This is a genomic window from Streptomyces verrucosisporus (genome assembly GCF_017114865.1).
GTDB classification, from domain to species: domain Bacteria; phylum Actinomycetota; class Actinomycetes; order Streptomycetales; family Streptomycetaceae; genus Streptomyces; species Streptomyces fenghuangensis.
Genome location: NZ_JADEYH010000005.1, coordinates 1 through 21902, shown reverse-complemented (window position 1 = coordinate 21902; position 21902 = coordinate 1). Strand labels below are relative to the sequence as shown.

Here is a 21902-nt window from a genome sequence, read left to right as displayed (position 1 = left end):
GGCCGGGCAGACCGCTCCTTTCACCCCCCACAAGAGAAGGACGCGTGCCGCAATGCCGCAGACCTCTGTTCCGACGACTCGCCGGAAGCGTTTGGACCGGCCCGCGCTGCGGGCGGACCTGCGGGCGGCGGTGCCCGACGCCACCGCCGCACTGGGCATCACCGCGGGCGTCTTCGCGTGGCTGTACGCGCGCGTGGAGTCCGGCGCCTCCATGACGCTCCGGGTGATGCCCGATCTGGCGGACGCCGACCGGTACTGGATGTACTGGTTATGCCAGGCATTCGGCTGGTCCGCCCTGCTGTGGGCATGGATCACGGTCATGCTGGGACTGGTCAGGTCGAGCGCCGCACCGGGACGGCTGCGGCTGCCGGCGGCGCGGATCGAGCGCTGGCACCGCGCCACCAGCCTCACCACCATCGGCCTGATGTTCGCGCACGCCGCCCTGTTCTTCGCCGAACTGGTGCGCGCGAACGAGAACGGGGCGGGCTGGGCGGGACGCCTGGCGACCTCCTTCGCCGAGGTCTTCGTCCCCGGCGTCTACTCCTCCGGAACCGGCCGGATCGCCATCCTGATCGGACTGCTCGCCCTCTACCTCGCCGTCCCGCTCGGCCTCGCCTACTACCTGCGCCGGGTCACCGGCTCCCGCATGTGGCGGGCCCTGCACCGGTTCGTCATCGTCGTCTACGTCCTGAGCGTGTGGCACACCCTGCTGTACGGCACCAACCTCTGGTACGACGGGGCCTTCCGCACCACGGTGTGGCTCCTCCAACTGCCCGTCGCGGGCATGCTCCTGACCCGGCTGCTGGCTCCCGCGCGGCGCGGTGAGCGCCTGCACCCGCACGACGCCGCCGGGCGGCCGGGCGCGCTGCCGCAGGCGGCCCGCCTGGCGGCACGGGCGGCGGCCGCGGCCGCCGTGGTGGGCCTGCTGGTGGTGGCCGCGACCGGCCGGGACGGGGGCCGCACCCCGGGCGTCACCGGCGCCGGCCTGAACGTCACCCAGACACAGGTGTGGGTGGGGCTGGCCGTGCTGCTCGCCGTCATCGCGGCCGTCGTCCACCGCCTGCGCCCCGCGCCGCGTGCCGACGCGGTGGCGGCACGCGGCGGGGAGGAAGCGTCGTGAGGGGATGGTGCGAGGAGCCGTGTCAGCCGACGCCGCCGGGCCGGGCTTCCGGGGCCTCCCCCGCGCCCGGTGCGGCCTCCCCGGGCAGGAAGGTGATGTGGGGCCTGCCGGTGCGGGAATGGAGGACCACCTCGCCCGCCACCCCGTACACCTCGGCCAGCAGCCGGGGCGTGAGAACGTCGGCGGGCGGACCCGATGCGGTGACCTCTCCGTCCTTGAGGACGTAGAGGCGGTCGCAGTAGTAGGCGGCCAGGTTGAGGTCGTGGAGGGCGACCAGCACGGTGGCCGGAAGGCTGCGCAGCAGGCCCAGGACCTCGAGCTGGTGGCGGATGTCCAGGTGGTTGGTGGGTTCGTCCAGGACGAGCAGGGCGGGCCGCTGGGCCAGGGCGCGGGCGATGAGGACCCGCTGGCGTTCGCCGCCGGAGAGACGGCCGAAGGGGCGGTCCGCCAGGCCGCCGGCGCCCACCGCGACGAGCGCCGACTCGATCAGACAGGCGTCCTCGGGGGTGTCGCCGTCGAGCAGCCGCTTGTGCGGGGTGCGGCCCATGGCGACGACCTCGCGGACGGCGAGGTCGAAGTCGGCCGCCGCATCCTGCACCACCGCGGCCACGGTACGGGCCAGCCGCCGCACCGGCAGCGACCAGGCGTCGCCGCCGTCGACGCGGACCCGGCCGGCATCGGGGCGCAGGACGCGGTAGACGGCGCGCAGGAGGCTGGACTTGCCGCTGCCGTTGGGCCCCACGAGCCCGACGGTCTCGCCCGGGCGGGCGGTCAGGGAGACGTCCCGCACCAGGCGCCGGGCTCCCGCGGTGAGTGTGACGCCGTCGACGTGGAGGTCGGTCGCGGTCATGCCACCCCCCGGTCGGTGCCCCGCCGGGTGTCCCGGCGCATCAGCCACAGGAAGAACGGCCCACCGCACAGAGCGGTGAGGACGCCGACCGGGATCTCCACCGGCGCGGCGACCGTCCGCGCGGCGATGTCGGCCCAGACGAGGAAGACCGCACCGCCGAGGGCCGCCGTCGGCAGCACCCGCCGGTGGTCGCCGCCGACGAACAGGCGCACGATGTGCGGCGTCATCAGGCCGACGAAGCCGATCGGCCCGGCCGCCGCGACCAGTGTCCCCGTGATGAGGGAGAGCAGCACGAACAGCCTGGCACGGAACCGGGCCACGTCCAGTCCCATCGTGGTGGCCGCCTCCTCGCCGGCCAGCAGCAGGTTCAGGTTGCGGGCCTGCGCGACGAGGACGGCGATGCCCAGGAGCAGGGCCGATCCGGGCAGCCACAGGGCGCTCCAGCCGACGCCGCCGAGGCCGCCGAGGGTCCAGGCCAGAACCGCGCGGGCCTCGTTGCCCCGGTCGGTGGTGAGCAGCAGGAGGTTCATCACCGCGGTGAGGACCGAGGCGACCGCCACGCCGGACAGGATGAGCCGGGCCGAGGTGATCCGGCCGCCGGTGCGGGCGGTGGCGTAGACGAGCAGCAGCGCGCCCAGCGCGCCGGCGAACGCGGCGGCCGACAGCGACAGCGGCCCCAGCCAGGTCACCCCGAACACGATCACGGCGACGGCGCCGAGGGACGCGCCGGAGGACACCCCCAGCAGATAGGGCTCGGCGAGCGGGTTGCGGACCAGGGCCTGCAGGGCGGTGCCCACCACCGCGAGCCCGGCGCCGGTCACCGCGCCGAGCAGCACGCGCGGCGCCCGCACGTCCAGCACGATGGTCTCCCATGCCCGGGACCAGCCGGGGTCCGCCCAGTCGGCGCCCAGCGCGTGCGTCAGGATGCCCCACACCTGACCGGGCGGGACCTGTACGGATCCGATCGCGAGACCCGCCGTGACGGAGCCGGCGAGCAGGGCGGTGAGCACGAGCAGGGCGGCGGTCAGGGGCGAGCGGCCCGCCCCCGGCCGGGCGGGCCGCTGCCGGGGCACACCCCGCCCGGCCGACGGGTCGGCGGCGGTGCGGGTCACCGGAAGCTCGCGGGATGCAGTCCGCGGGCCAGGTCCTCCACGGCGTAGGCCGAGCGGATGCCGACCAGGGTCGCGGTCAGCGGCAGGACGACGAACCGCTTGTTCCTGATGGCGGGCACGTCTTTGAGGGCGGGCCGGGAGAGCAGGAACTCCTTCTTCCGCTCGACGCTTCCGGCGCCTGCGTAGTCGTAGACGGCGATGACCTCCGGCTTGCGTTCGACGACCTGCTCCCAGGAGACGTCGCCGAAGACGTCGTCGAGGTCGGCGAAGACGTTCTCGCCTCCGGCCAGCCGGATCAGTTCGGTGCCGAGGCTCTTGCCGCCCGCGGTGAAGGCCGTCTTGTCGCCGCTGTCGTACACGAAGACGGGCACCTCGGGTTCGCCCTTGACCTTCGCGGCGGCCTCGTCGACGCGGCCCGTGAGATCGGCGACCAGCTCGTCGGCCCGGTCCGGGACGCCGAAGACCCTGGCGATGGTGCGGATCTCCTCGTAGGTGTCCTGCATCGTGACCCGCTTCCTGCCGCAGTACTCGCGGTTGAGGTGGGTGTCGATGCCTGCGTCGGCGAACGCCTTGCGGGAGCGGCCCTCGTGCTCGTCGAAGGCGCTGCCGTAGCCGCCGTAGACGAGGTCGGGCCCGGCCTCCAGAATCGTCTCGAACGACGGTTCCCTCTCCGCCAGTTCGGGGATGGACTCGTAGTCCTCCCTCAGCTCGGGCAGGGGAGCGGAGTCGGGGAAGGCGGTGCCGATCATGCGGTCCTTCAGACCAAGGGCGAGCATCAGCTCCGCCGGGTGCTGGTGGATGGTCACCACCCGCGACGGCGGCCTGTCGTACGTCGTCGTCACACCGCAGTTGTCGACGGTGACGGGGAAGCCCTCGGCCGGCGCCGCGGCCCCGGCGTCCCGCGAGGCGCCGCCGGATGAACCGCAGCCCGCGGCCAGCAGGGCCGCCGACAGGGCCGCGGCCGCGGTGCGCAGGACGCGGCGCCGCCGGGGAGGGGAGGGGAGATGGGCACGCGCAGGGGTGATGGACATATGAAGCCTCCTGGGGAGTCCGCGCTCCTCGGAACGGGCCCGCGACAGGCCAGTGTCCTGACTCCCGGATCGACGCTTCCCCCTGCCTTCCCGCGCGGCGCGCAGTGGCGTATCGAAGGGGTGCACTCCCCGGTCACAGTGGCGGGACCGTGCCGGATTCGCACCGGCTTCCTGTCTCCCGTCGCGGTGATGACCAGGTGATAGTACGTCCTGCCGAATCAGAGGCGAAAGGGCGTGCGGACCCGTACGCACGCCCCGCGCATCCGGTCACGCTTCGCGGACCGCCCTCAGCACGAGCCGCTCGGCGTTCTCGTCGTAGGGGCGGCCGTCGAAACCCCCGAAGACCTCCACGCGGCAGAACCCCGCCTCCTCGGCCATCCGCCGCAGTTCCACGGCGCTGTAGACGAACCACACCAGGGTGGCCCGCGTCACCCGCTCGCCCCGCACCAGCACCCAGTCGCTGCGCAGCCGTGCCCAGTCGTCCAGCACCGTGTCGGTCTGCACCATGACATCGTCGCCGCGCCGCACCACCTTGGGCGGGGTGACCCTGCGGGCCAGCAGTTCCTTCCCGGCGAGGTCCAGGACGAGGGTGCCGCCGGGCGCCAGGCAGGCGTGCATGGTGCGCAGGGTCCGGGCGTTGTCGGCGGGGTCCTCGAAGTAGCCGAACGACGTGAACATGTTGAGGACGACGTCGAAGCCGCCCGGTGCCTCGTACTCGCGTGCGTCGGCCCGCACATAGGCGACCGTGGCACCGGCGTCGGCCGACCGCTTGCGCGCCCGCTCCAGCATCGCCGGGCTGATGTCCACCCCGGTCACGTCATGGCCGCGGCGGGCGAGCGGCACGGTGAACACCCCCGGCCCGCAGCACAGGTCCAGTACCCGCGACCGGGGCGAGAAGGACAGCAGGGGAGAGGTGCGCAGCAGTTCCTCGGCCTGCTCGTAGCGCTCCTCGGAGAAGAGGAAGTCGTGGAACTCCGTCCAGAAGTCATCGTCCTGGAACCCGCCCGTCCGTGTCATACCGCTCCAGTGCTCCTTCGTCGTCGTCTCGGGGGATGGGACGCCGGGCCGCACAGCGGCGCAGCGTCAGCAGTGCGGGGGGAAGCAGCAGGCACTGCGCGGCGGCCAGCAGCCAGAACCAGCCGGTTTCCCCGGCCCGTTCACCGAGGCCGTACAGCTGCCCGCCCAGCACTCCGCTCGCGCAGGCACCCAGCCCCGCGGCCAGCCGCTGCTGGCCGAAGACCACCGCGTCGGAACGGGGGCTGCGGCGCAGCGCCTCCAGGTCGTTCTTCAGGAACAGGACGATGTCGCCCAGGGTGATCAGTGCTCCGCCCGCCAGCAGTGCCGCACGGGTCCCGGCCGCCAGGACGGCCAGCCCGGCCGCCAGGCCCGCGAAGCCGACCGCCAGGGCGGTGGTGTACGGCATGCGCCGGATCAGGCCGGAGGCGAGGGGCTGTACGACGATGACCAGCGCGAAGCAGAACAGCAGGACCAGGCTGTAGAACGTGCTGGAGGCGCGTTCGACGGCGTACACCGCCAGGAAGTGCTGGAAGTGGAAGTAGAGGTAGAACGCCAGGGCGTTGGCGGTGAAGGGCAGGAGCGCCACACCGGCCAGGAGGCCCGGTCGGTCGGCGGTCGGGACGGAGGGCCGCTCCCCGTCCGTCCCGGGCAGCCGCGCGTGACCCGCGGTGACCGCGATGAACAGCGCCGTGACGGCCGCGAACAGCCAGCCGGGCGAGGACAGGACGAACGGCCCGGCGACCAGCGGGCCCACCGCCATACCCGCGTTGAGCGCGGCGTTGCCCGCCGACAGGAACGCCGGACGGCGCTCGTCGTCCACCCCGTGCACCAGGTACGCCTTGTTGGCGGGCAGGTAGAGCGCGGCGCCGCAGCATGTCAGGATCAGCGCGCCGACGGCGAGAACCGGCCAGCGCAGGGCCAGCAGGAGGCCGACGAACCCGGCCGTGCGCACGGTCAGCGCCCACAGCATCGTGCGGCGCACTCCGATCCGGTCCGCCAGCGCCCCGCCGAAGACCCCGCCGGAGAACTGCACCAGGGAGGCCGCGGCCAGCACGACGCCGACCGTGCCGAGGCCCATCCCGAGCCGTTCGTGCAGGAACACCGACATGAACGGCAGCACCATGAAACTGCCCAGCGGGATCAGGAACGAACTCAGCAGCAGAAAGCGCAGCGGGCCGTCGAGCGCGCCCAGCGCGGACCGCAACCCCGCCGCCCCCGCCGTCCGTTCAGCCACCGGAGGCCCGCCGGTCCGCCGGGCCGGGGAACGGCTCGGTGAGCACCCGCAGGGCGTTGGCGGCTGCCACGGCCCGGTGCGTGGCGAGTTCGGCCGTCTCGGCCTCGGCGTAGACGATGCCCGCGTAACCGCGGCTGTCGGTCAGGTGTTCTACGGGATCACCGGCCCGTTTGACCGGATACCAGGCGGGCGCCCCCGGCATGTCCGCCAGGCGGTCCAGCCCGGCGACGCCGGTGAACACCCCGGACTCGGCCGGATAGCCCAGGACGAAGGCCACGGCCGGGCCGCCGGGCGGGTCCGCGTCCATGAGGCGGGGACGACGGCCCAGGGCGGTCTCGACCATCGCCTCGTAGACGTTGACGCCGAGCGCCCGGCACAGGCCCTCGCCCACCAGCGCGCCTCCGATCCGGGGGTTGATCTCCACCACCTCCGGGCCGTCGGCGGTCAGTACGAACTCCACGTGCGCGAAGCGGTCGGTGTACCCGACGGCGGCGAGTACCTCGTCGAGCCACCTCTCCAGGGAGGCCCGCGATGCCTCCGGGAAGGCGACGGGGAAGGCGGTGATCTCCTCGCGGAAGTGGGGCTCCGCCGACATGAGCCTGCTGGAGACGCCCAGCAGCCGGGTGCGGCCCGCCCAGGTGAGGGTCTCGGCGCTGTACACCGGGCCGCTGAAGTAGGGCTCGGTGAACAGCCGCCCCTTCAGCTCCCGCCCGGCCGCCTCGTCCAGAGCCGCCTCCAGCTCCGTCTCGTCGCGGACCAGCCAGACGTTCTGGCTTCCGGTGCCGGCCGTGTCCTTGAGGACCGCGGGCAGGCCGGTCTCCTTGAGCAGCGACTCCCGCGGCTCCGTGTCCGGGCCGACGGCCGCGGCCCGCCCACGGGTGAGGCCGGCCTCGTACAGCCGGTTGCGCACCGCGGCCTTGTCCCGGGTCGTCCGCAGGACGGAGGGGGCGAGCCCAGGCAGCGCGAGACGTTCCGTGAGTTCCGCCGCGACCAGGGTCCAGGTGTCGGTGGAACTGATCAGGCCGCGCAGCCCCGGGATTTGGTTGAGCAGGCCGGCGGCCCGCTCCACGTCGAAGGTGTCGGTCTCGACGATGTCGAGGGAGCCCTCGGGCAGCCGCTCCAACTCGTAGGTGTAGTAGGAGGGGTCGCGGGTCAGCAGCAGCAGTCGCTCGCCGAGCGTGCCGGCCGCGCGCACCAGATGCCCGAGGCCGAAGGTCAGCGACTCCAGACAGGCCACGGTCATGCCGCACGCCCCTTCCGGCGGTCGGGGCAGGAGGCGCGCCGCCAGGACATCCTCGACCAGGGCATGGTCATCTCCTCCGGTGCGCGGATCTCGGCGGGTTTCAGCGCCGTGGGGTCGAGGGCCTCGGCGTGCCGGGCGAAGACGCGTTCCACGTAGCGGTTCCCGGTGTCGGCGCCGATCACCAGGTGTGTCCGGTCGGGGTGGCGGCGGGCCTCGTACGTCGCGGCCAGGTAACCGGCGCCGGTGGACAGTCCGGCGAAGACGGCGTGCTCGCGCAGCAGGGCGACCGCGCCGGACATCGCGTGGGTGAAGTCCAGCCAGTGCACGGTGTCGTAGAGGTGGTGGCGGACGTTGTCGAAGACGATCGACGACCCGATGCCCGCGATGATCGCCTCGGGATCGTGGTGGTCCTGGCTGCCGAAGGTGACACTGCCGAACGGCTGGACGCCGACCAGCCGCACCGAGGGGTCTGCGGCGCGCAGGCGTTCCACGAGACCGCCCGTCGAGGCGCCGGAGCCCACTCCGCCGACGACGGTCAGCCCGGCCGAGGGGAACGCCGCCGCTATGCGGTCGGCCACCTCGTGGTAGCCGAGGTAGTGGACCTCGTCGTGGTACTGGCGCATCCAGTGGCAGTCGGGGCGCTCGGCGAGTATCTCGCGCACCCGCCGCACCCGGAGCTCCTGGTCGAGTTTGAGGTTCTGCGACGGCCTGACCTGCTCGACGGTGGCGCCGAGGATCTCCAGCTGGGCGAGAGTGGTGGCGTCGACCGTGGTGGACGCCACGATGTGGCACCGCATGCCGTACCGGTGGCAGGCCAGCGCCAGCGCGTACGCGTAGATGCCGCTGGAGCTGTCGACCAGGGTCTGCCCCGGCCGGACCGTGCCCCGCTCCAGCAGGTGTCCGACGGCGGCGAGGGCCGAGTAGACCTTCATCGACTCGAAGCGGAGAAGAATCGTTTCGTCGGTGAGCCGGACCAGGTCGGGGATCTTCAGCGCGTCGGTGATGTGGGGGTGGATCACCCGTAGCCTCCTTGGGCGAATGAGCACTGGTGGCCGAGCGAGTGGAAGAACGCGGACAGCTCGGACTTGACGTCGGCACCCGGGCGGCGGGTGAAGAGATAGCCGGCCAGGCAGCCGGTGTGGGCGACGAAGACGCCGTCGGCCCCGAACCGCCCGCGGTGGGCGAGCAGATCGCCGAACGTCGCCTTGGGCAGCACCTCCTGGGACAGCGCGGCGCTGACGGTCGCGGCACGGGCGACGGCTGCCGGATCACCCGAGTCGAAGCCCTTGAGGAGGTCGGCCAGGCACCGCTCGTACTCCTCCCCGCGTCGCCGGTAGTGCTCCAGCAGCAGGGGCGTGACGGCGGCGGTGTCCACCGAGCCGGGCTCGCGGACGAAGGCGGTGTGGAAACCGATGTCCGTGCCCAGCCGCCGGACCACCCGGTGCCGACCGCTGAGGTACAGCGCGAACTCGTCGAGGAAGACGCTGTCGGCACGCTCGATCGACGCCAGGACGCCGAGCACCACGTCCGTGTCGCAGGGCATGGAGAAGCCGCGGAACAGGCAGCGCAGCGTCGCCACGACGTCCGCGGTGGAACTGGCCATCCCCACGCCCACGGGCAGGTCGGAGTACGTGCTCCAGGCCCCCGGCGGCAGGGTCAGGCCGTAGTGCTCCAGGAAGAGCCGGACCGCGGTCGCGGCCTTCTCCCCGAGCGGCGGCCGCGGCGGGCCGGCCGTGGCCCCCGGAGTGAAGTACACCCATGAGTGGCGGTCCACGGGGAAGGACACCAGGGCGATGTCCGGATCGGCGCCCGCCCGCAGCGGTCCCTGGTACAGCTCACCCAGAGTGCCGTGGCAGACACCGGACACGGTGCGGCCCGGTCCGTCGGGCCGCGGGCCGGCCCACCCCGCGGGGACGGTGGGGCCTTGCGTGGTCACGAGCACGTCCTCCTCCCGCAGTCCAGCCCTGGACACCGGTCGGTGAGGAGGTGCGGCCGCGCGCGCAGCGTGGCCTTCCGTACCGCCGACCCAGTCCTCGAGGTCACCGTGAGCAGCCCGCGCGTCCCGCACGGGCGCAGTGGCAGGTCTTCGGACTCGCGGGCACACCCGCCGGAGAACCGGCGGACACCTACCGGCCGTCGCTTCCCCGGCCCGGTACGGGCCCAGTGCTGGATGACGGCGGTCGTTCCCACTCACCGCTGCGGGACAGTCCCGGATTCCCACCGGATTCCCTCTTGCGTCACGCCACCGGACATCCGTACCGGACAGGAGGCGCGAACCGACTGCGCGCATCAGCGTAGGGAAACCCGACTTCCCGCGACAGCACCTCTCCCGCGGTTGGCCTGAAGTGACCGGTGTGCCGAGTGCTGCGGATGCGCCCCGGACGCGGTTCGGGACGGGCCGGCGGCCCGGGCGTCGCGTTCTGCCCCGAGGTGCTGGAGCCGTACGCCTTCGCTCCGCCCGGCAGGCACCGGGCAGGGCCCGACACCCCGCGGTGACCGGCGTGGCCCGAGCTGGGGGCCCGGCGCGGGCGTGCACGTGGAAGCTCCCGTGTACGGCGCGAACCGCACGCCGTACACGGGGCGGATGACCGGCCGGCCTCCGGAAGGCCGCCGCTCTCCGGACCGGATGACCACCGGGACGGCTCGGCCTCCCCCGCCGGCCGTGCGGGGCCGCGACGGTGTGCTCGCGGCCGCCGTCCCCTCCGGACCCCGGCCTTCCCCGTGGGCTGTGGTCCCGAGTGTCCGGGTGCGGCGGACGAGGGGGCGAGCACGTGCCCCGCGGCCCGGGGCGGGGCCGGCCGGGACCGGCGGGCGCCGGGTGAGAAGACGATCACCTCTCGGGAAGGCCGCACCGTTCGTGGCGCCGCGCTACCGAAAGCTGACTGGCCGGCCCCGCCCCGCCATGTTGCTGCATTCGACTTGTTGTTGCAACTGACTCGCAACAAGGGTCATGCTGGCATCCGACGATCACCGCCTGGAAAGGGGTTGTGCCGATGGGCGCCTACGCGCTTCCGGACCTGCCGTACGACTACTCCGCGCTCGCTCCGGCCATCACGCCGGAGATCCTGGAACTGCACCACGCCAAGCACCACGCCGCCTACGTCAAGGGCGCCAACGACACCCTCGAGCAGATCGCCGAGGCGCGCGACAAGGACCAGGTCACCCCGACCGGCCTGGTCGGTCTGGAGAAGACCTTCGCCTTCAACCTCTCCGGCCACGTCCTGCACTCGATCTTCTGGCAGAACCTCTCCCCGGACGGCGGCGACCGCCCCGACGGGGCCCTGGCCAACGCCATCGACGAGCACCTCGGCGGCTTCGAGGCGTTCAGGAAACAGCTCACCGTGGCCACCACGAGCGTCCAGGGCTCGGGGTGGGGCGTGCTGGCCTGGGAGCCGCTGGGCCGCCGTCTGATCGTGGAGCAGGTCTACGACCACCACGGCAACGTCGGCCAGGGCAGCGTGCCGCTGCTGGTCTTCGACGCCTGGGAGCACGCCTACTACCTGCAGTACAGGAACGTCCGCCCCGACTACGTCACCAAGCTGTGGGACCTGGTCGACTGGGAGGACGTCGCCGCCCGCTACACCGCGGCCGCCGGTGTCTGACACGAGGTGACCGCACCATCGCATGCGGGCCGGGAAGCCGGGCTTCCCGGCCCGCCCCTTCATCCGGAGCGGTGGCGGAATCCAAGCAGGCCCTGTGCACCTGCCCGTCGGCCGCCCTGCTCGGCGGGGCCGCCGCTCCGACCACTGTCAGCGCGGAGTCCCGCCGCCGGAGGCGTTGTCCGCTCCGGCGGCGGACGGACCGCTGCCGTGCTGTTCCGCCGGCCCCTCACCCTCCCCCGCGGGCGGGGGAGGGTGAGGCGTGGAACGCCGGGGAGGCAGGGCATGGTGTGGGCGGTGGTCCTGCTGGTGGCGGTCGTACTCGCGGTGCTCGGCTGGTCCGTGCCCGCGCTGGGCCGGCTGCTGGTCGTGGCGGCCGTGCTGCTCGCCGTCGGTCCGGTGAACGGCTGGGAGAGATGGAGAACGTGACCGGCCCGCGGCCGTGGCGGACCGTGTCCAGGGATACACACGCGGACCGCGGGAACCCGACGGACCGGACGGCAGTTGTTACCTGCACGGGGGGCGAGCCGTGCGGCGCGACGGGCCACCGGGCCCACCGCCGGGGCGTGCTCCGCCGCCGCCTGCGCGCCGGCCGCGGAGCGCGGCCGTATCGTCCTGCGCGCAAGTCCACCGAACCGGTCCACCGAACCCAGGAGCCATTCTTGCCACCCCGTTCACAGAGTGAGGCCGTCCGGCCCCGCTCCGTCGCCCGCCAGGGGGGTGGTGAGCGGTGACCGCCTGGCTCGGTCTGCTCGCCGTCCTCGTGCTCACCTTCGGCACCGGGTACTTCGTCGCCCAGGAGTTCGCCTACGTCGCCGCCGACCGGCTCGCGCTGGAACGGGAGGCCGCCGCCGGCGACAGACGCGCCGCACGCGCGGTGAAGGTGCTGGGCCGGCTGTCGTTCATGCTCTCCGGAGCCCAGCTGGGCATCACCGTCACCGGCCTGGTCGTCGGCTTCCTCGCGGAACCGGCGCTCGCCGAGCTGCTGCGCCCGGTCCTGACGGGCGCCGGGGTGCCGGAGGCCGCCGTGGGCGGGGTGGCGCTGACGGTCGCGTTCGTCCTGGCCACCGCGCTGCAGATGGTCATCGGCGAACTCGCGCCCAAGAACCTGGCCCTGGCCGTTCCCGACCGGCTGGCCAAGGCCCTGGCCTCCTCCACGCTGGCCTATCTGAAGGTGACCGGTCCGCTGATCCACGTCTTCGACAGCACCGCGAACAAGCTGCTGCGGCGGATCGGAATCGAGCCGGTGGAGGAGCTCCACCACGGCGCGACGCTGGAAGAGGTCGGCCACCTCATCGAGGCCGCGCACGAGGAGGGCCACCTCCCGCGGCACACGGCCGACCTCATCGACCACGCCCTGGAGTTCGGCGACCGCAACACCGGCACGGTCATGGTGCCCCGCGTGGAGACCGCCTTCGTCGCGGCGAACGCCCCGGCGGCCGAGGTCGTCGAGCTGATCGCGGCCCACGGCCACTCCAACTACCCCGTGCTCGGCGACCGCCCCGACGACGTCGTGGGCGTCGTAGGGGTGCGCGAGCTCATGCGCCGCGACGCCGCCTCCATCGCGGCGGCGACCGCCGGGGAACTGGCCCGTCCCGCCCTGCTGCTGCCCGAGACCCAGCCGCTGCCGGACGCGGTCGACCGGATGCGCGAGCGGGACGAGGAGTTCGCCGTCGTCCTGGACGAACACGGCGGGCTGGCCGGGATCATCACCTTCGAGGACATCGCGGAGGAACTGGTCGGCGAGATCGCCGACGAGACCGACCGCCTGGCCGAGACGGCGGTGCCCGACGGCGACGGCTGGCGGGTCGACGCCGGCCGCCGGCTGGACGAGGTCGCCGAGGCCACCGGTATCCACCTGCCCGAGGCCGAGGACTACGAGACGGTCGCCGGCCTGGTCATCGACCACCTCGGCCGCTTCCCCACCGTCGGTGACCGCATCACCGTCACCCTGCCCGCGCGGGACGGGCACGCGGCCGTCGAGGTGCTGTCCCTGGACCGGCACGTGCCCGAGCGCGTACGGCTGGCCCGCACCACCGCCGAGACCGGCCGCACCGACGGCACCGGCCGCACCGGCCGCACCGGCCGCACCGGCCGCACCGGCCGGGAGGAGAACGCATGAGCCCGTGGACCGCCGCGCTGGTCACCGTCCTGCTGCTCGCGGCCAGCGGATTCTTCGTCGCCGCCGAGTTCGCCCTCGTCGCGGCCAAGCACCACCGCATGGAACGCCACGCGGAGCAGGGCCGCAGAGGAGCGAAGTCGGCGCTCGCCGGGATGCGGGAGCTGTCCCTGATGCTCGCCGGCGCCCAGCTGGGCATCACCGTGGCCACCCTCGGCCTGGGCAGCATCTCCAAACCGGCCATCTCCCACCAGGTCGAGCCCCTGCTGGAGGCCGCCGGCCTGCCCGATGAGCTGTCCTACGCCATCGCCTTCCTCCTCGCCATGGCGATCGTCGTCTTCCTCCACATGGTCGTCGGCGAGATGGCCCCCAAGTCCTGGGCGATCGCACACCCGGAGCAGTCCGCGATGCTGCTCGCCCCGGCGTTCCGCGGCATCACACTGCTGGTACGGCCGCTGCTGTGGGTCCTCAACAAGATCAGCAACGGACTGGTCAGGTTGTTCCGGGTCACCCCGCGCGAGGAGCTGGCCTCGGTCCACAACCGCGAGCAGCTCACCCACCTCATCGCCGAGTCCCAGCGCCTGGGCCTGATCACCAAGGGCGAGTCCGGCCTGCTGACCCGCTCGCTCACCGCGCCGCAGGAGCCGGTCGGCGCACTGATGGTCCCCGCCGACCGCGTCGTCGCCGTCCCCGCCGACGCGGACGCCGACACCATCCTGGACACCGCATCCCGGCACGACCGCACCCGGCTGCTGGTGCTGGACGGCCCCCGGGTCGTCGGTTCGGTCCACGCCCGCGACGTGCTGGTGGCCCGCACCCGCGGCCGCGCGGCCACCGCTCGCGCCCTGGCCCGCCCGGTCCCCGAGCTGGAGCCGCAGGACACGGTCGCGGACGGCATCGAACTGCTCCGGCAGCGCCGCGCGACCCTGGCCGTCCTCCGGGACGAGCGGGGAAGTCTGTCCGGGATCGTGAGCCTGGACGACCTGATCGCCCGCCTGACCCACGCGGCATGACCGTGCCGGTCGCCTCGCGGACGGAGCCCCGGCCGTGAGGCGACCTCGGCGCCGGCACCTCTTCGGGACGGTGCCGGACGGGCCGGCTACCCCCCGGAGCCGGGCACCCAGCCCGTCGTCGCCGTGCTCCGCCTCCCCGGCGCTCCGCCCGCCGCCGGTCCGCCTGAGCCGGACCGCGGTGATGGCGTGATGGTCGACGTCCGCGACCTCGAAGGTCCATCCGGCGGCCTCGACGCGCTCCCCGGGCCGCTGCGGAACGTGCCCCAGCTCCGTCAGGACGAGCCCGGCCACGGTGGTGTACCGGCTGTCGGGCCGGTCTCCGATGCCGACTCCGACGTCCGGCAGGTCGTGGACGGGGAAGGTGCCGGGGATCAGCAGCGCCCCGTCGGGCTCGGTACGCACCGTCGCCACGTCCCGGTCGGTCTCGTCGTAGATCTCCCCGACGATCTCCTCCAGCAGATCCTCGATGGTCACGATCCCGTCCACCACCCCGTGCTCGTCGATGACCAGCGCGAACTGCTCACGGGCGGCCATCAGGCGCCTCAGGGCCTCCGACAGCCTCGTGAACTCGAACAGGTAAACCGCCGGCCGGGCCAGCTCCCCGACGACGGTGTCGCCGCTCTCGCAGCCGACCAGATCGCGCAGATGGACGACGCCGACGACGTCGTCCAGGTTTCCCGAGGAGGTGACCGGGGCGCGGGAGTGCCCGGAAGCCGCCAGCACGGCCCGCGCCCTGCTCGCGGACATGCCACCGGGCAGCGTGAAAACCGCACGGCGGGGGACCAGCGCCGTACGCAGGGTGAGTTCGTGGATCTCCAGGGTGCTGGAGATGATCGTGCGCTGCTCGGCCGTCAGACCGCGGAGGCCGCTCACCAGCTCGCGGATCTCCTCGGGGCCGGGTGGCCGACCGCTCTCCCTCGGGTTCCCGCCGAGCAGCCGGACGAGCAGGTCCGTCGACCGGCCCAGAGCCCATACCGCGGGCCGTGACGCGGCGGCCAGGAAGCTCAGCGGTGCGGCCGCGAGCAGGGCCCACCGCTCCCCGAACTGCATGGCCAGCCGCTTGGGGGTCAGCTCGCCCACCACCAGTGTTACGAAGGTCAGGGCCAGCGTGACCAGGGCGACGGCCAGCGGTTCGGCCGCCCCGCCGGCGAACGACAGCAGGGGCACCAGCGGTTCGGCCAGCGACACCGCCGCCGTCGCCGACGCCAGGAAGCCCGCCAGGGTGATCCCGGTCTGGATGGTGGCCAGATACCGGTTCGGGTCCTCCACCAGCCGGGCGAGGCGGGCGGCCCGCTTCCCGCCGCGGCGGCGCAGACGGCGCAGCTGGCTCTCCCGCAATGAGATCAGGGCGATCTCCGCCCCGGCGAACAGCGCGTTCAGCACCAGCAGAATGGCGATGAGGGCCAGGTCGGACCAGTAACCGTCCATATCTCCAGTGTCGCCGCGGAAGGTGCCTTTCGGGCGGCCCCGAGTGCGCGGCGCGCCCCCGGCAGCCCCGCACCCCGGCCGCCGGTGCAGCCCGAACCGCCGCGCCCGGAGGCCGTTTTGGAGCGAGACGGCGGAGATCAATAGGATCCGCCGATGATCAGAAAACAATGGTCGGCGATGGGCCTCGGAGCCCTGCTCGCCGTACTCGCCGCCGGGCTCGCGTTCCCGGCCGGGGCGGCCGCCGACGAGACCACCGCGGACGCGCCGAAGGTCAACCTGGTGATCGACGTCAGCGGCTCGATGCGCGAGCGGGACATCGACGGACAGTCGCGGATGGCCGCGGCCAAGCAGGCGTTCAACGAGGTGCTGGACGCCACCCCCGAGGAGGTCCGCCTCGGCATCCGCACACTCGGTGCCGACTACCCCGGCGACGACCGCAGGACGGGCTGCAAGGACACCGCGCAGCTGTACCCGGTCGGCCCGCTGGACCGCACCGAGGCCAAGACGGCGGTGGCCACGCTGACGCCGACCGGCTGGACACCGATCGGGCCGGCCCTGCTGAAGGCCGCCGACGACCTCGACGGCGGCACCGGCTCCAAGCGGATCGTGCTGATCAGCGACGGAGAGGACACCTGCGCCCCGCTCGACCCGTGCGAGGTCGCCCGGGAGATCGCGGCCAAGGGCATCGGCCTGACCATCGACACCCTCGGCCTGGTGCCGAACACCAAGATGCGGCGGCAGCTCAGCTGCATCGCCGAGGCCACCGGCGGCACCTACACCTCGGTGGAGCACACCGACGAGCTCACCGAGAAGGTCAACCAGCTGGTGGAGCGGGCGGCCGACCCGGTGGTGACGCCGGTGGCCGTGGAGGGCGCGGCGCGGTGCGCCGACGCGCCGGCCCTGGAGTCCGGCCTGTACACCGACCGCGAGGAGTTCGGCCAGGAGCGCTGGTACCGGGTGGACGTGGCGCCCGGCCAGGAGCTGCGCGCCTCGGTGAGCGTGGCGGCGGACCGGGCGGTGAACCCGGACTACGCGGTGCTGCTGCGCGCGGTCACGGAGCACGGCCGGGAGATCGTGCGCGGCGAGGCGGCAGGCAACGGCCGCACCGACGTGATCTCCACCGGTCTGCGCTACCCCAAGCCGGAAAGCGACGGCGACGGCGGCGACGGCGAGGAGGCCGAGACCGGGGCGGAGACGGTGTGCCTGCGGGTGACGAACTCCTTCTCGGCGGCCTCCGGGGTCAAGACCAGCCCCGGCATGCCGCTGGAGCTGACCGTGGACGTGGTCGACGGCCCGGCACAGGCCGCTGATGTGGCCTCCTTCGGGCTCGGCCGCGGCTGGTGGCTGCTCGGTGTCCTGGTGGTGGCCGGCTTTCTCGCGGGTGTGCTGTGGGGCTGGCTGTCGCGTTGGCGTGTCGCGGTGTGGAGGACCAACTGATGCGGATCACACGCGTGGTGAGTGCCGCGCTGCTGACACTCGGCCTCGCGGCGGGACCCGCCGCGGCCGACTCGACACCGTCGGCGAGCCCGTCCGACGGCGACGCGGCTCCCACGTCGGCGGGCACGTCGTTCCGTACGGCGACGGAGATCGACCAGGGGCGGACGGCGACGGCGAACGCCTCGGCCGGCGACTACCTGTACTGGTCGTTCCCGGCCGACACCGGTCAGCGCCCCACCGTGAAGGCGACGGTCAAGCTCCCCGCGGAGCACGCGGCGCAGACCTGGCAGATCGACGTCTACGACGGTCTGAGGCGACGTCAGGCGTGCCAGCACGGCGCGCAGACCCGCACCGCCGCCGCGGGCACCGAGTCGGTGGAGCTGGCGTGCGTGCTGCGCACCGTGCGGGCCTGGTCGGAGCCGTGGGCCGATGACCCGCTGCCGGGCACCTACTACCTCCGGCTGACGGCGGTGGGCGTACGGACGGCCGACCTCGGGCAGCCGGTGGCCGCCGAGGTGCGGGTGGAGTCGAAGGACATGGGCGGGGCGGCGGCCGTGGACGGCCGGCTGGCCGAGCCGCTGATACCGGGCGTCGCGATGGAGCGGCGGCAGGACGAGAACGAGAACGGGGCGGGGGCCGAGGCCGAGGAGGAGTCCGGGGCTTCGGCGGTGCTGTCGGCCATCGAACCGGACGACGGCTGGTCGTCGGGTTGGTGGTCCGACCGCTGGGTGTGGACGGCGTCCGGCGCGGTGCTGGCGGCACTCGCGGGCATCGGGGGATACGCGCTGACGCGGGGCCCGGGGCGCCCGCGGCACGTGCCGCCGAACGTCTGAGGCCGCCCGGGCCCGCCGCTCACCTCGTGCGGCGGGCCCTCCCCACGGGTGTCCGGCGGGCGTTCGCCGCCGGACACCCCGACGCGTTCGCGACCTGCGCAGGCCGCCGTACGCCCGCTCTCCGGCCCTGCCGCCGGTCCCGGGCGGACGGAGGCGGGCGATGTTTCGCACCGGACGGCACGGTTACCCAGGCGGGGGCCACCGCCCATGGAACGGACGGATACCGGCCCCGCCGCCGGTGGCGGGGGAAGGGCGTCCACGGCGATGCGGCGGCCGGGCACTTCCAGGACGCAGGGAACGGAGAGACGAGTGGCGAACACGAAGGTGGCCGACTACGTTCTGCGGCGGTTGCGCGAGTGGGGGGTGGACCACGTCTTCGGCTACGCGGGGGACGGAATCAACGGTCTGCTTGCCGCCTGGGGCAGGGCGGGGGACGAGCCGAGGTTCGTCCAGTCCCGGCACGAGGAGATGTCGGCCTTCCAAGCGGTGGGGTACGCGAAGTTCTCCGGCAAGGTGGGGGTGTGCGCGGCGACCTCCGGCCCCGGGGCGATCCACCTGCTCAACGGCCTGTACGACGCCAAGCTCGACCACGTCCCGGTGGTGGCGATCGTGGGCCAGACCGACCGCAGCGCGATGGGCGGCTCCTACCAGCAGGAAGTCGACCTGAACAGCCTGTACAAGGACGTCGCCTCCGACTTCTGCGAGATGGCGACGGTGCCCGAGCAGCTGCCCAACCTCATCGACCGGGCGATCCGCACCGCCTACGGCCGGCGCACGGTGACCGCGGTCATCATCCCGGCCGACGTGCAGGAGCTGGAGTACACCCCGCCGGGCCACGAGTTCAAGATGGTGCCCTCCAGCCTCGGGCTGGGCAGGTCCGCGCCGGTCCCGGCGGACGAGGACCTCGCGCGGGCGGCGCAGGTGCTCAACGCCGGCGAGAAGGTGGCGGTGCTGATCGGCCAGGGCGCCCGGGGCGCGCGGAGCGAGGTCGAGCGGACCGCCGACGTGCTCGGCGCCGGGGTGGCCAAGGCGCTGCTGGGCAAGGACGTCCTGCCCGACACGCTGCCCTACGTCACCGGCGCCATCGGCCTGCTCGGCACCCGGCCCAGCCACGAGCTGATGCGCGACTGCGACACCCTGCTGGTGGTCGGCTCCAACTTCCCGTACACCCAGTTCATGCCCGAACTCGACCAGGCGCGCGCGGTACAGATCGACATCGACCCGCACATGGTCGGCATGCGCTACCCCTTCGAGGTGAACCTAGTCGGCGACGCGCGCGCCACCCTGGAGCGGCTGCTGCCGCTGCTGCACCGCAAGGAGGACCGCGGCTGGAGGCACACCGTCGAGGGGAACGTCTCCCGCTGGTGGGAGGTGATGCAGCGGCGCGCCGCGCTGGAGGCCGACCCGGTCAACCCCGAGTACGTGGTGCACGCGCTGGACGGACTGCTGCCCGAGGACGCCATCGTCACCGCCGACTCCGGCTCGTCCGCCAACTGGTACGCCCGCCACCTGCGGTTCAGGGGCGGGATGCGCGGCTCGCTGTCGGGCACGTTGGCGACCATGGGGCCGGGCGTGCCCTACGCCATCGGGGCGAAGTTCGCCCACCCGGACCGGCCGGTCATCGCCCTGGTCGGCGACGGGGCGATGCAGATGAACGGCCTGATGGAGATGGTCACCGCCGCCAAGTACCACTCCCGGTGGTCCGATCCGCGGCTGATCGTGTGCGTGCTGAACAACCGGGACCTCAACCAGGTCACCTGGGAGATGCGGTCGATGAGCGGCGCTCCGCAGTTCGAGGAGTCCCAGCACATCCCCGACCTGCCCTACGCCGAGATCGCCACCCGGTTCGGCCTGGACGGGACGCGTGTGGAGAAGCCGGACGACGTCCGGCCCGCCTGGGAGCGGGCGCTGGCGGCCGACCGTCCCTTCGTCATCGACGTGCGCACCGACCCCGCCGTGCCGCCGATCCCCCCGCACGCCACCTGGGACCAGATGGAGGCCACCGCCTCCGCGATCCTGCGCGGCGACAGCGACCGGGGCTCGATGGTCCGGCAGGGGGTCAAGGCCAAGGTGCAGGAGTTCCTGCCCGGTGGCAAGCGCCCCGAGGAGGAACAGGGCGGGTAACGCCCCACCCGCCGCGCTCCACGGCGCCGGCCCCGGATGTCGTCCCCCCGTCTGCACTCGCTGCACATCCTGCTGGTGCCGGGGCCGCTGGGAGGAATTCTCGGCCGCCCAGCAGGCACACAACCGCTCCCGTGCCCGCGTCCGCGCCCGGGGCGAGCAGGCGGTGGCCGCCCTCAAGTCCTGGCGACTGCTGTGCAAGCTCCGCTGCAGCACCACCCGGATCAGCGGCCTCGTCAAGGCCGTCTTCACCTCCACCTCGCCGCATCAGCCTGAGGTTGGAGAACGCTCAAGCACACGAGGCCCCTGGCCGGACAGGTCGATCCTGGCCGACCCCCCGTCTACCGGGAGCTTCGTCTGTTGTTACCGCCAGGGTCCGCCCCCAGCGCCGGGTTGGAAACGGCCTGGTGGGCGTTGAGCGGTCCCGCCCATCAGGGACACCAAACATGGGCCTTGACCCCGGATCTTGGACACACGAGACACTGGATCCTGAGGATCTGAGAACGGACATCTCGTGGTCATGAAGAACTATCCGCCGCAGTTCAAGGCAGACGCGGTCGCGCTGTACGAGTCGCGGCCCGAAGCGACGATCAGATCGGTCGCCGCCGACTTGGGGCTGAACCCGGAGACGCTGCGGAACTGGGTCAGGGCGGCTGGTGTGAGCCGGCCGCGGGGCCGCCGGGCCGGGGCGTCCGTTGAGCCGCCCACTGCGCTGGAGGCGGAGAACGCGACCCTGCGCAAGAGGATTGGCGAGCTGGAGGAAGAGCGCGAGATCCTGCGGAAGGCGGCGAAGTATTTCGCCGGGGAGACGCGCTGGTGAACCGCTTCCAGTTCGTCGCCGACCATCAGCGCCGTTACGGCGTGAAGCGGCTGTGCACCATCCTGGGCGTCGCCCGCTCCAGCTTCTACTACTGGCGCCGCACGGCCGCGGACCGGGCCGCCCGGCAGGCGGCCGACGCCCGCCTTGCCGCACGGATCCGGGCCGTGCACCGCGAGTCGGACGGCACCTACGGTGTCCCCAGGATCACCGCCGAGTTCCGCGAGGCGGGCGAGCGGGTCAACCACAAGCGGATCGCGCGCGTGATGCGAATCATCGGCCTGGCAGGCGTGCGCTTGAGTCGCAGGCACCGCACCACGGTCGCGGACCCGGCCGCGGCGAAGGCCCCGGACCTGATCGGCCGCGACTTCACGGCACGCAAGCCGAACACGAAGTACGTCGGCGACATCACCTGTCTCCCGCTGGAGAGCGGGAAGTTCCTCTACCTGGCCACCGTCATCGACCTCGCCTCACGCCGCCTGGCCGGATGGGCGATCGCGGACCACATGCGCACCGACCTCGTCACCGACGCCCTGGCCGCCGCCGAACAAACCCGCGGCAGCCTCACCGGGGCGGTCATGCACACCGATCACGGGGCCCAGTACACCAGCGCCGCCTTCGCCGACGCCTGCCGCCAAGCCGGCGTCCGCCAGTCCATGAGCACGATCGGCAGCTCGGCCGACAATGCACTCGCCGAGTCCTTCAACGCGACCTTCAAACGCGAGACCCTTCAGGGCCGAAAGCGCTGGTCCAGCGAGCGTGAGGCCCGCCTCGACGCGTTCCGATGGCTGCACCGCTACAACGTCCGACGCCGTCACTCCCGCCTCGGACACCGCAGCCCGATCGCTTACGAGAACGCCTTCCGAACGACATCAACTACGCTGACGCAAGCCGCATAACCCGTGTCCAGGAACCGGGGTCAAGGCCC

At 72.9% G+C, this 21902-nt stretch carries 17 protein-coding genes, 2 pseudogenes and 2 riboswitches; of the genes and pseudogenes, 10 read left to right on the top strand and 9 right to left on the bottom strand.

The annotated features are described in order from the left end of the window. Positions 1–52 precede the first annotated feature (52 nt). Positions 53–1120, top strand: a complete 1068-nt coding sequence (locus tag IQ279_RS08515; protein WP_206347745.1) for a ferric reductase-like transmembrane domain-containing protein — start codon at positions 53–55, stop codon at positions 1118–1120. A gap of 22 nt (positions 1121–1142) precedes the next feature. On the opposite strand, the gene IQ279_RS08510 is transcribed toward IQ279_RS08515, so the two are convergent. The 8 genes from IQ279_RS08510 to IQ279_RS08475 all read right to left on the bottom strand — a co-directional run bounded on the left by IQ279_RS08510 (position 1143) and on the right by IQ279_RS08475 (position 9543). Further along, on the bottom strand, positions 1143–1970 hold the full coding sequence (locus tag IQ279_RS08510) for an ABC transporter ATP-binding protein (RefSeq protein WP_206347744.1): 828 nt from the start codon (positions 1968–1970) through the stop codon (positions 1143–1145). After that, positions 1967–3043 (bottom strand): FecCD family ABC transporter permease, encoded by a 1077-nt coding sequence (locus IQ279_RS08505; RefSeq protein ID WP_206347913.1) that lies wholly within the window; start codon positions 3041–3043, stop codon positions 1967–1969. The genes IQ279_RS08510 and IQ279_RS08505 overlap by 4 nt, the downstream gene beginning before the upstream one ends. Positions 3044–3078: 35 nt before the next feature. Continuing rightward, entirely contained in the window at positions 3079–4113 is a 1035-nt protein-coding gene (locus IQ279_RS08500; RefSeq protein WP_206347743.1) for an ABC transporter substrate-binding protein, read from the bottom strand. A 30-nt stretch (positions 4114–4143) separates the two neighbouring features. After that, positions 4144–4326, bottom strand: a riboswitch (cobalamin riboswitch). A gap of 54 nt (positions 4327–4380) precedes the next feature. Next, positions 4381–5130, bottom strand: a complete 750-nt coding sequence (locus tag IQ279_RS08495) for a class I SAM-dependent methyltransferase (protein WP_206347742.1) — start codon at positions 5128–5130, stop codon at positions 4381–4383. Then, on the bottom strand, positions 5099–6364 hold the full coding sequence (locus IQ279_RS08490; RefSeq protein WP_206347741.1) for an MFS transporter: 1266 nt from the start codon (positions 6362–6364) through the stop codon (positions 5099–5101). The genes IQ279_RS08495 and IQ279_RS08490 overlap by 32 nt, the downstream gene beginning before the upstream one ends. Further along, entirely contained in the window at positions 6357–7607 is a 1251-nt protein-coding gene (locus IQ279_RS08485) for an ATP-grasp domain-containing protein (RefSeq protein WP_206347740.1), read from the bottom strand. Before IQ279_RS08485 ends, IQ279_RS08490 begins: the two co-directional genes overlap by 8 nt. Then, entirely contained in the window at positions 7604–8626 is a 1023-nt protein-coding gene (locus IQ279_RS08480; protein WP_206347739.1) for a cysteine synthase family protein, read from the bottom strand. Before IQ279_RS08480 ends, IQ279_RS08485 begins: the two co-directional genes overlap by 4 nt. Next, positions 8623–9543, bottom strand: coding sequence for a GHMP family kinase ATP-binding protein (locus tag IQ279_RS08475; RefSeq protein WP_307792269.1), 921 nt, complete (start codon positions 9541–9543; stop codon positions 8623–8625). Before IQ279_RS08475 ends, IQ279_RS08480 begins: the two co-directional genes overlap by 4 nt. Positions 9544–9684: 141 nt before the next feature. Continuing rightward, a riboswitch (cobalamin riboswitch) is annotated at positions 9685–9885 on the bottom strand. A 715-nt stretch (positions 9886–10600) separates the two neighbouring features. On the opposite strand from IQ279_RS08475, the gene IQ279_RS08470 reads away from it, so the two are divergent. The 4 genes from IQ279_RS08470 (at position 10601) to IQ279_RS08455 (ending at position 14338) form a co-directional block, all read left to right on the top strand. Beyond that, positions 10601–11209, top strand: coding sequence for a superoxide dismutase (locus IQ279_RS08470; RefSeq protein WP_206347738.1), 609 nt, complete (start codon positions 10601–10603; stop codon positions 11207–11209). Between the two features lie 282 nt (positions 11210–11491). After that, positions 11492–11635: a hypothetical protein gene (locus IQ279_RS08465; protein WP_206347737.1), complete on the top strand. Its 144-nt coding sequence runs from the start codon at positions 11492–11494 to the stop codon at positions 11633–11635. Between the two features lie 301 nt (positions 11636–11936). Next, complete coding sequence (locus IQ279_RS08460) at positions 11937–13328, top strand: hemolysin family protein (RefSeq protein WP_206347736.1); 1392 nt, start codon at positions 11937–11939, stop codon at positions 13326–13328. Beyond that, complete coding sequence (locus IQ279_RS08455) at positions 13325–14338, top strand: hemolysin family protein (protein ID WP_206347735.1); 1014 nt, start codon at positions 13325–13327, stop codon at positions 14336–14338. The genes IQ279_RS08460 and IQ279_RS08455 overlap by 4 nt, the downstream gene beginning before the upstream one ends. 219 nt (positions 14339–14557) lie before the next feature. Here IQ279_RS08455 and IQ279_RS28775 read toward each other — a convergent pair. After that, positions 14558–15766: pseudogene (locus IQ279_RS28775) on the bottom strand (hemolysin family protein); the annotation flags it as partial. A 153-nt stretch (positions 15767–15919) separates the two neighbouring features. On the opposite strand from IQ279_RS28775, the gene IQ279_RS08435 reads away from it, so the two are divergent. The 5 genes and pseudogenes from IQ279_RS08435 to IQ279_RS08415 all read left to right on the top strand — a co-directional run bounded on the left by IQ279_RS08435 (position 15920) and on the right by IQ279_RS08415 (position 21873). Beyond that, entirely contained in the window at positions 15920–17203 is a 1284-nt protein-coding gene (locus IQ279_RS08435; protein ID WP_206347734.1) for a VWA domain-containing protein, read from the top strand. Continuing rightward, positions 17203–18036 carry a hypothetical protein gene (locus tag IQ279_RS08430; protein ID WP_206347733.1) on the top strand — a complete coding sequence of 278 codons (834 nt, stop codon included), beginning with the start codon at positions 17203–17205 and terminating at the stop codon, positions 18034–18036. The genes IQ279_RS08435 and IQ279_RS08430 overlap by 1 nt, the downstream gene beginning before the upstream one ends. A gap of 309 nt (positions 18037–18345) precedes the next feature. Next, positions 18346–20160, top strand: a complete 1815-nt coding sequence (locus IQ279_RS08425; protein WP_307792268.1) for a thiamine pyrophosphate-requiring protein — start codon at positions 18346–18348, stop codon at positions 20158–20160. Positions 20161–20239: 79 nt separating this feature from the next. Beyond that, positions 20240–20433, top strand: a pseudogene (locus tag IQ279_RS08420) (IS5/IS1182 family transposase); the annotation flags it as partial. Positions 20434–20671: 238 nt separating this feature from the next. Beyond that, positions 20672–21873, top strand: a protein-coding gene (locus tag IQ279_RS08415; RefSeq protein WP_206347732.1) for an IS3 family transposase whose coding sequence is annotated in 2 segments (ribosomal slippage) — positions 20672–20963 and positions 20963–21873 — 1203 coding nt in all. Because the reading frame shifts where the segments join, the coding sequence is not laid out codon by codon here. Positions 21874–21902: the final 29 nt, after the last annotated feature.

Excerpts from the sequence above, each read along its gene's own strand:
- IQ279_RS08515 (WP_206347745.1), top strand. The coding sequence starts at position 53 with ATGCCGCAGACCTCTGTTCCGACGACTCGCCGGAAGCGTTTGGACCGG.
- IQ279_RS08510 (WP_206347744.1), bottom strand. The coding sequence starts at position 1,970 with ATGACCGCGACCGACCTCCACGTCGACGGCGTCACACTCACCGCGGGA.
- IQ279_RS08500 (WP_206347743.1), bottom strand. The coding sequence starts at position 4,113 with ATGTCCATCACCCCTGCGCGTGCCCATCTCCCCTCCCCTCCCCGGCGG.
- IQ279_RS08495 (WP_206347742.1), bottom strand. The coding sequence starts at position 5,130 with ATGACACGGACGGGCGGGTTCCAGGACGATGACTTCTGGACGGAGTTC.
- IQ279_RS08485 (WP_206347740.1), bottom strand. The coding sequence starts at position 7,607 with ATGACCGTGGCCTGTCTGGAGTCGCTGACCTTCGGCCTCGGGCATCTG.
- IQ279_RS08470 (WP_206347738.1), top strand. The coding sequence starts at position 10,601 with ATGGGCGCCTACGCGCTTCCGGACCTGCCGTACGACTACTCCGCGCTC.
- IQ279_RS08465 (WP_206347737.1), top strand. The coding sequence starts at position 11,492 with ATGGTGTGGGCGGTGGTCCTGCTGGTGGCGGTCGTACTCGCGGTGCTC.
- IQ279_RS08455 (WP_206347735.1), top strand. The coding sequence starts at position 13,325 with ATGAGCCCGTGGACCGCCGCGCTGGTCACCGTCCTGCTGCTCGCGGCC.
- IQ279_RS08435 (WP_206347734.1), top strand. The coding sequence starts at position 15,920 with ATGATCAGAAAACAATGGTCGGCGATGGGCCTCGGAGCCCTGCTCGCC.
- IQ279_RS08430 (WP_206347733.1), top strand. The coding sequence starts at position 17,203 with ATGCGGATCACACGCGTGGTGAGTGCCGCGCTGCTGACACTCGGCCTC.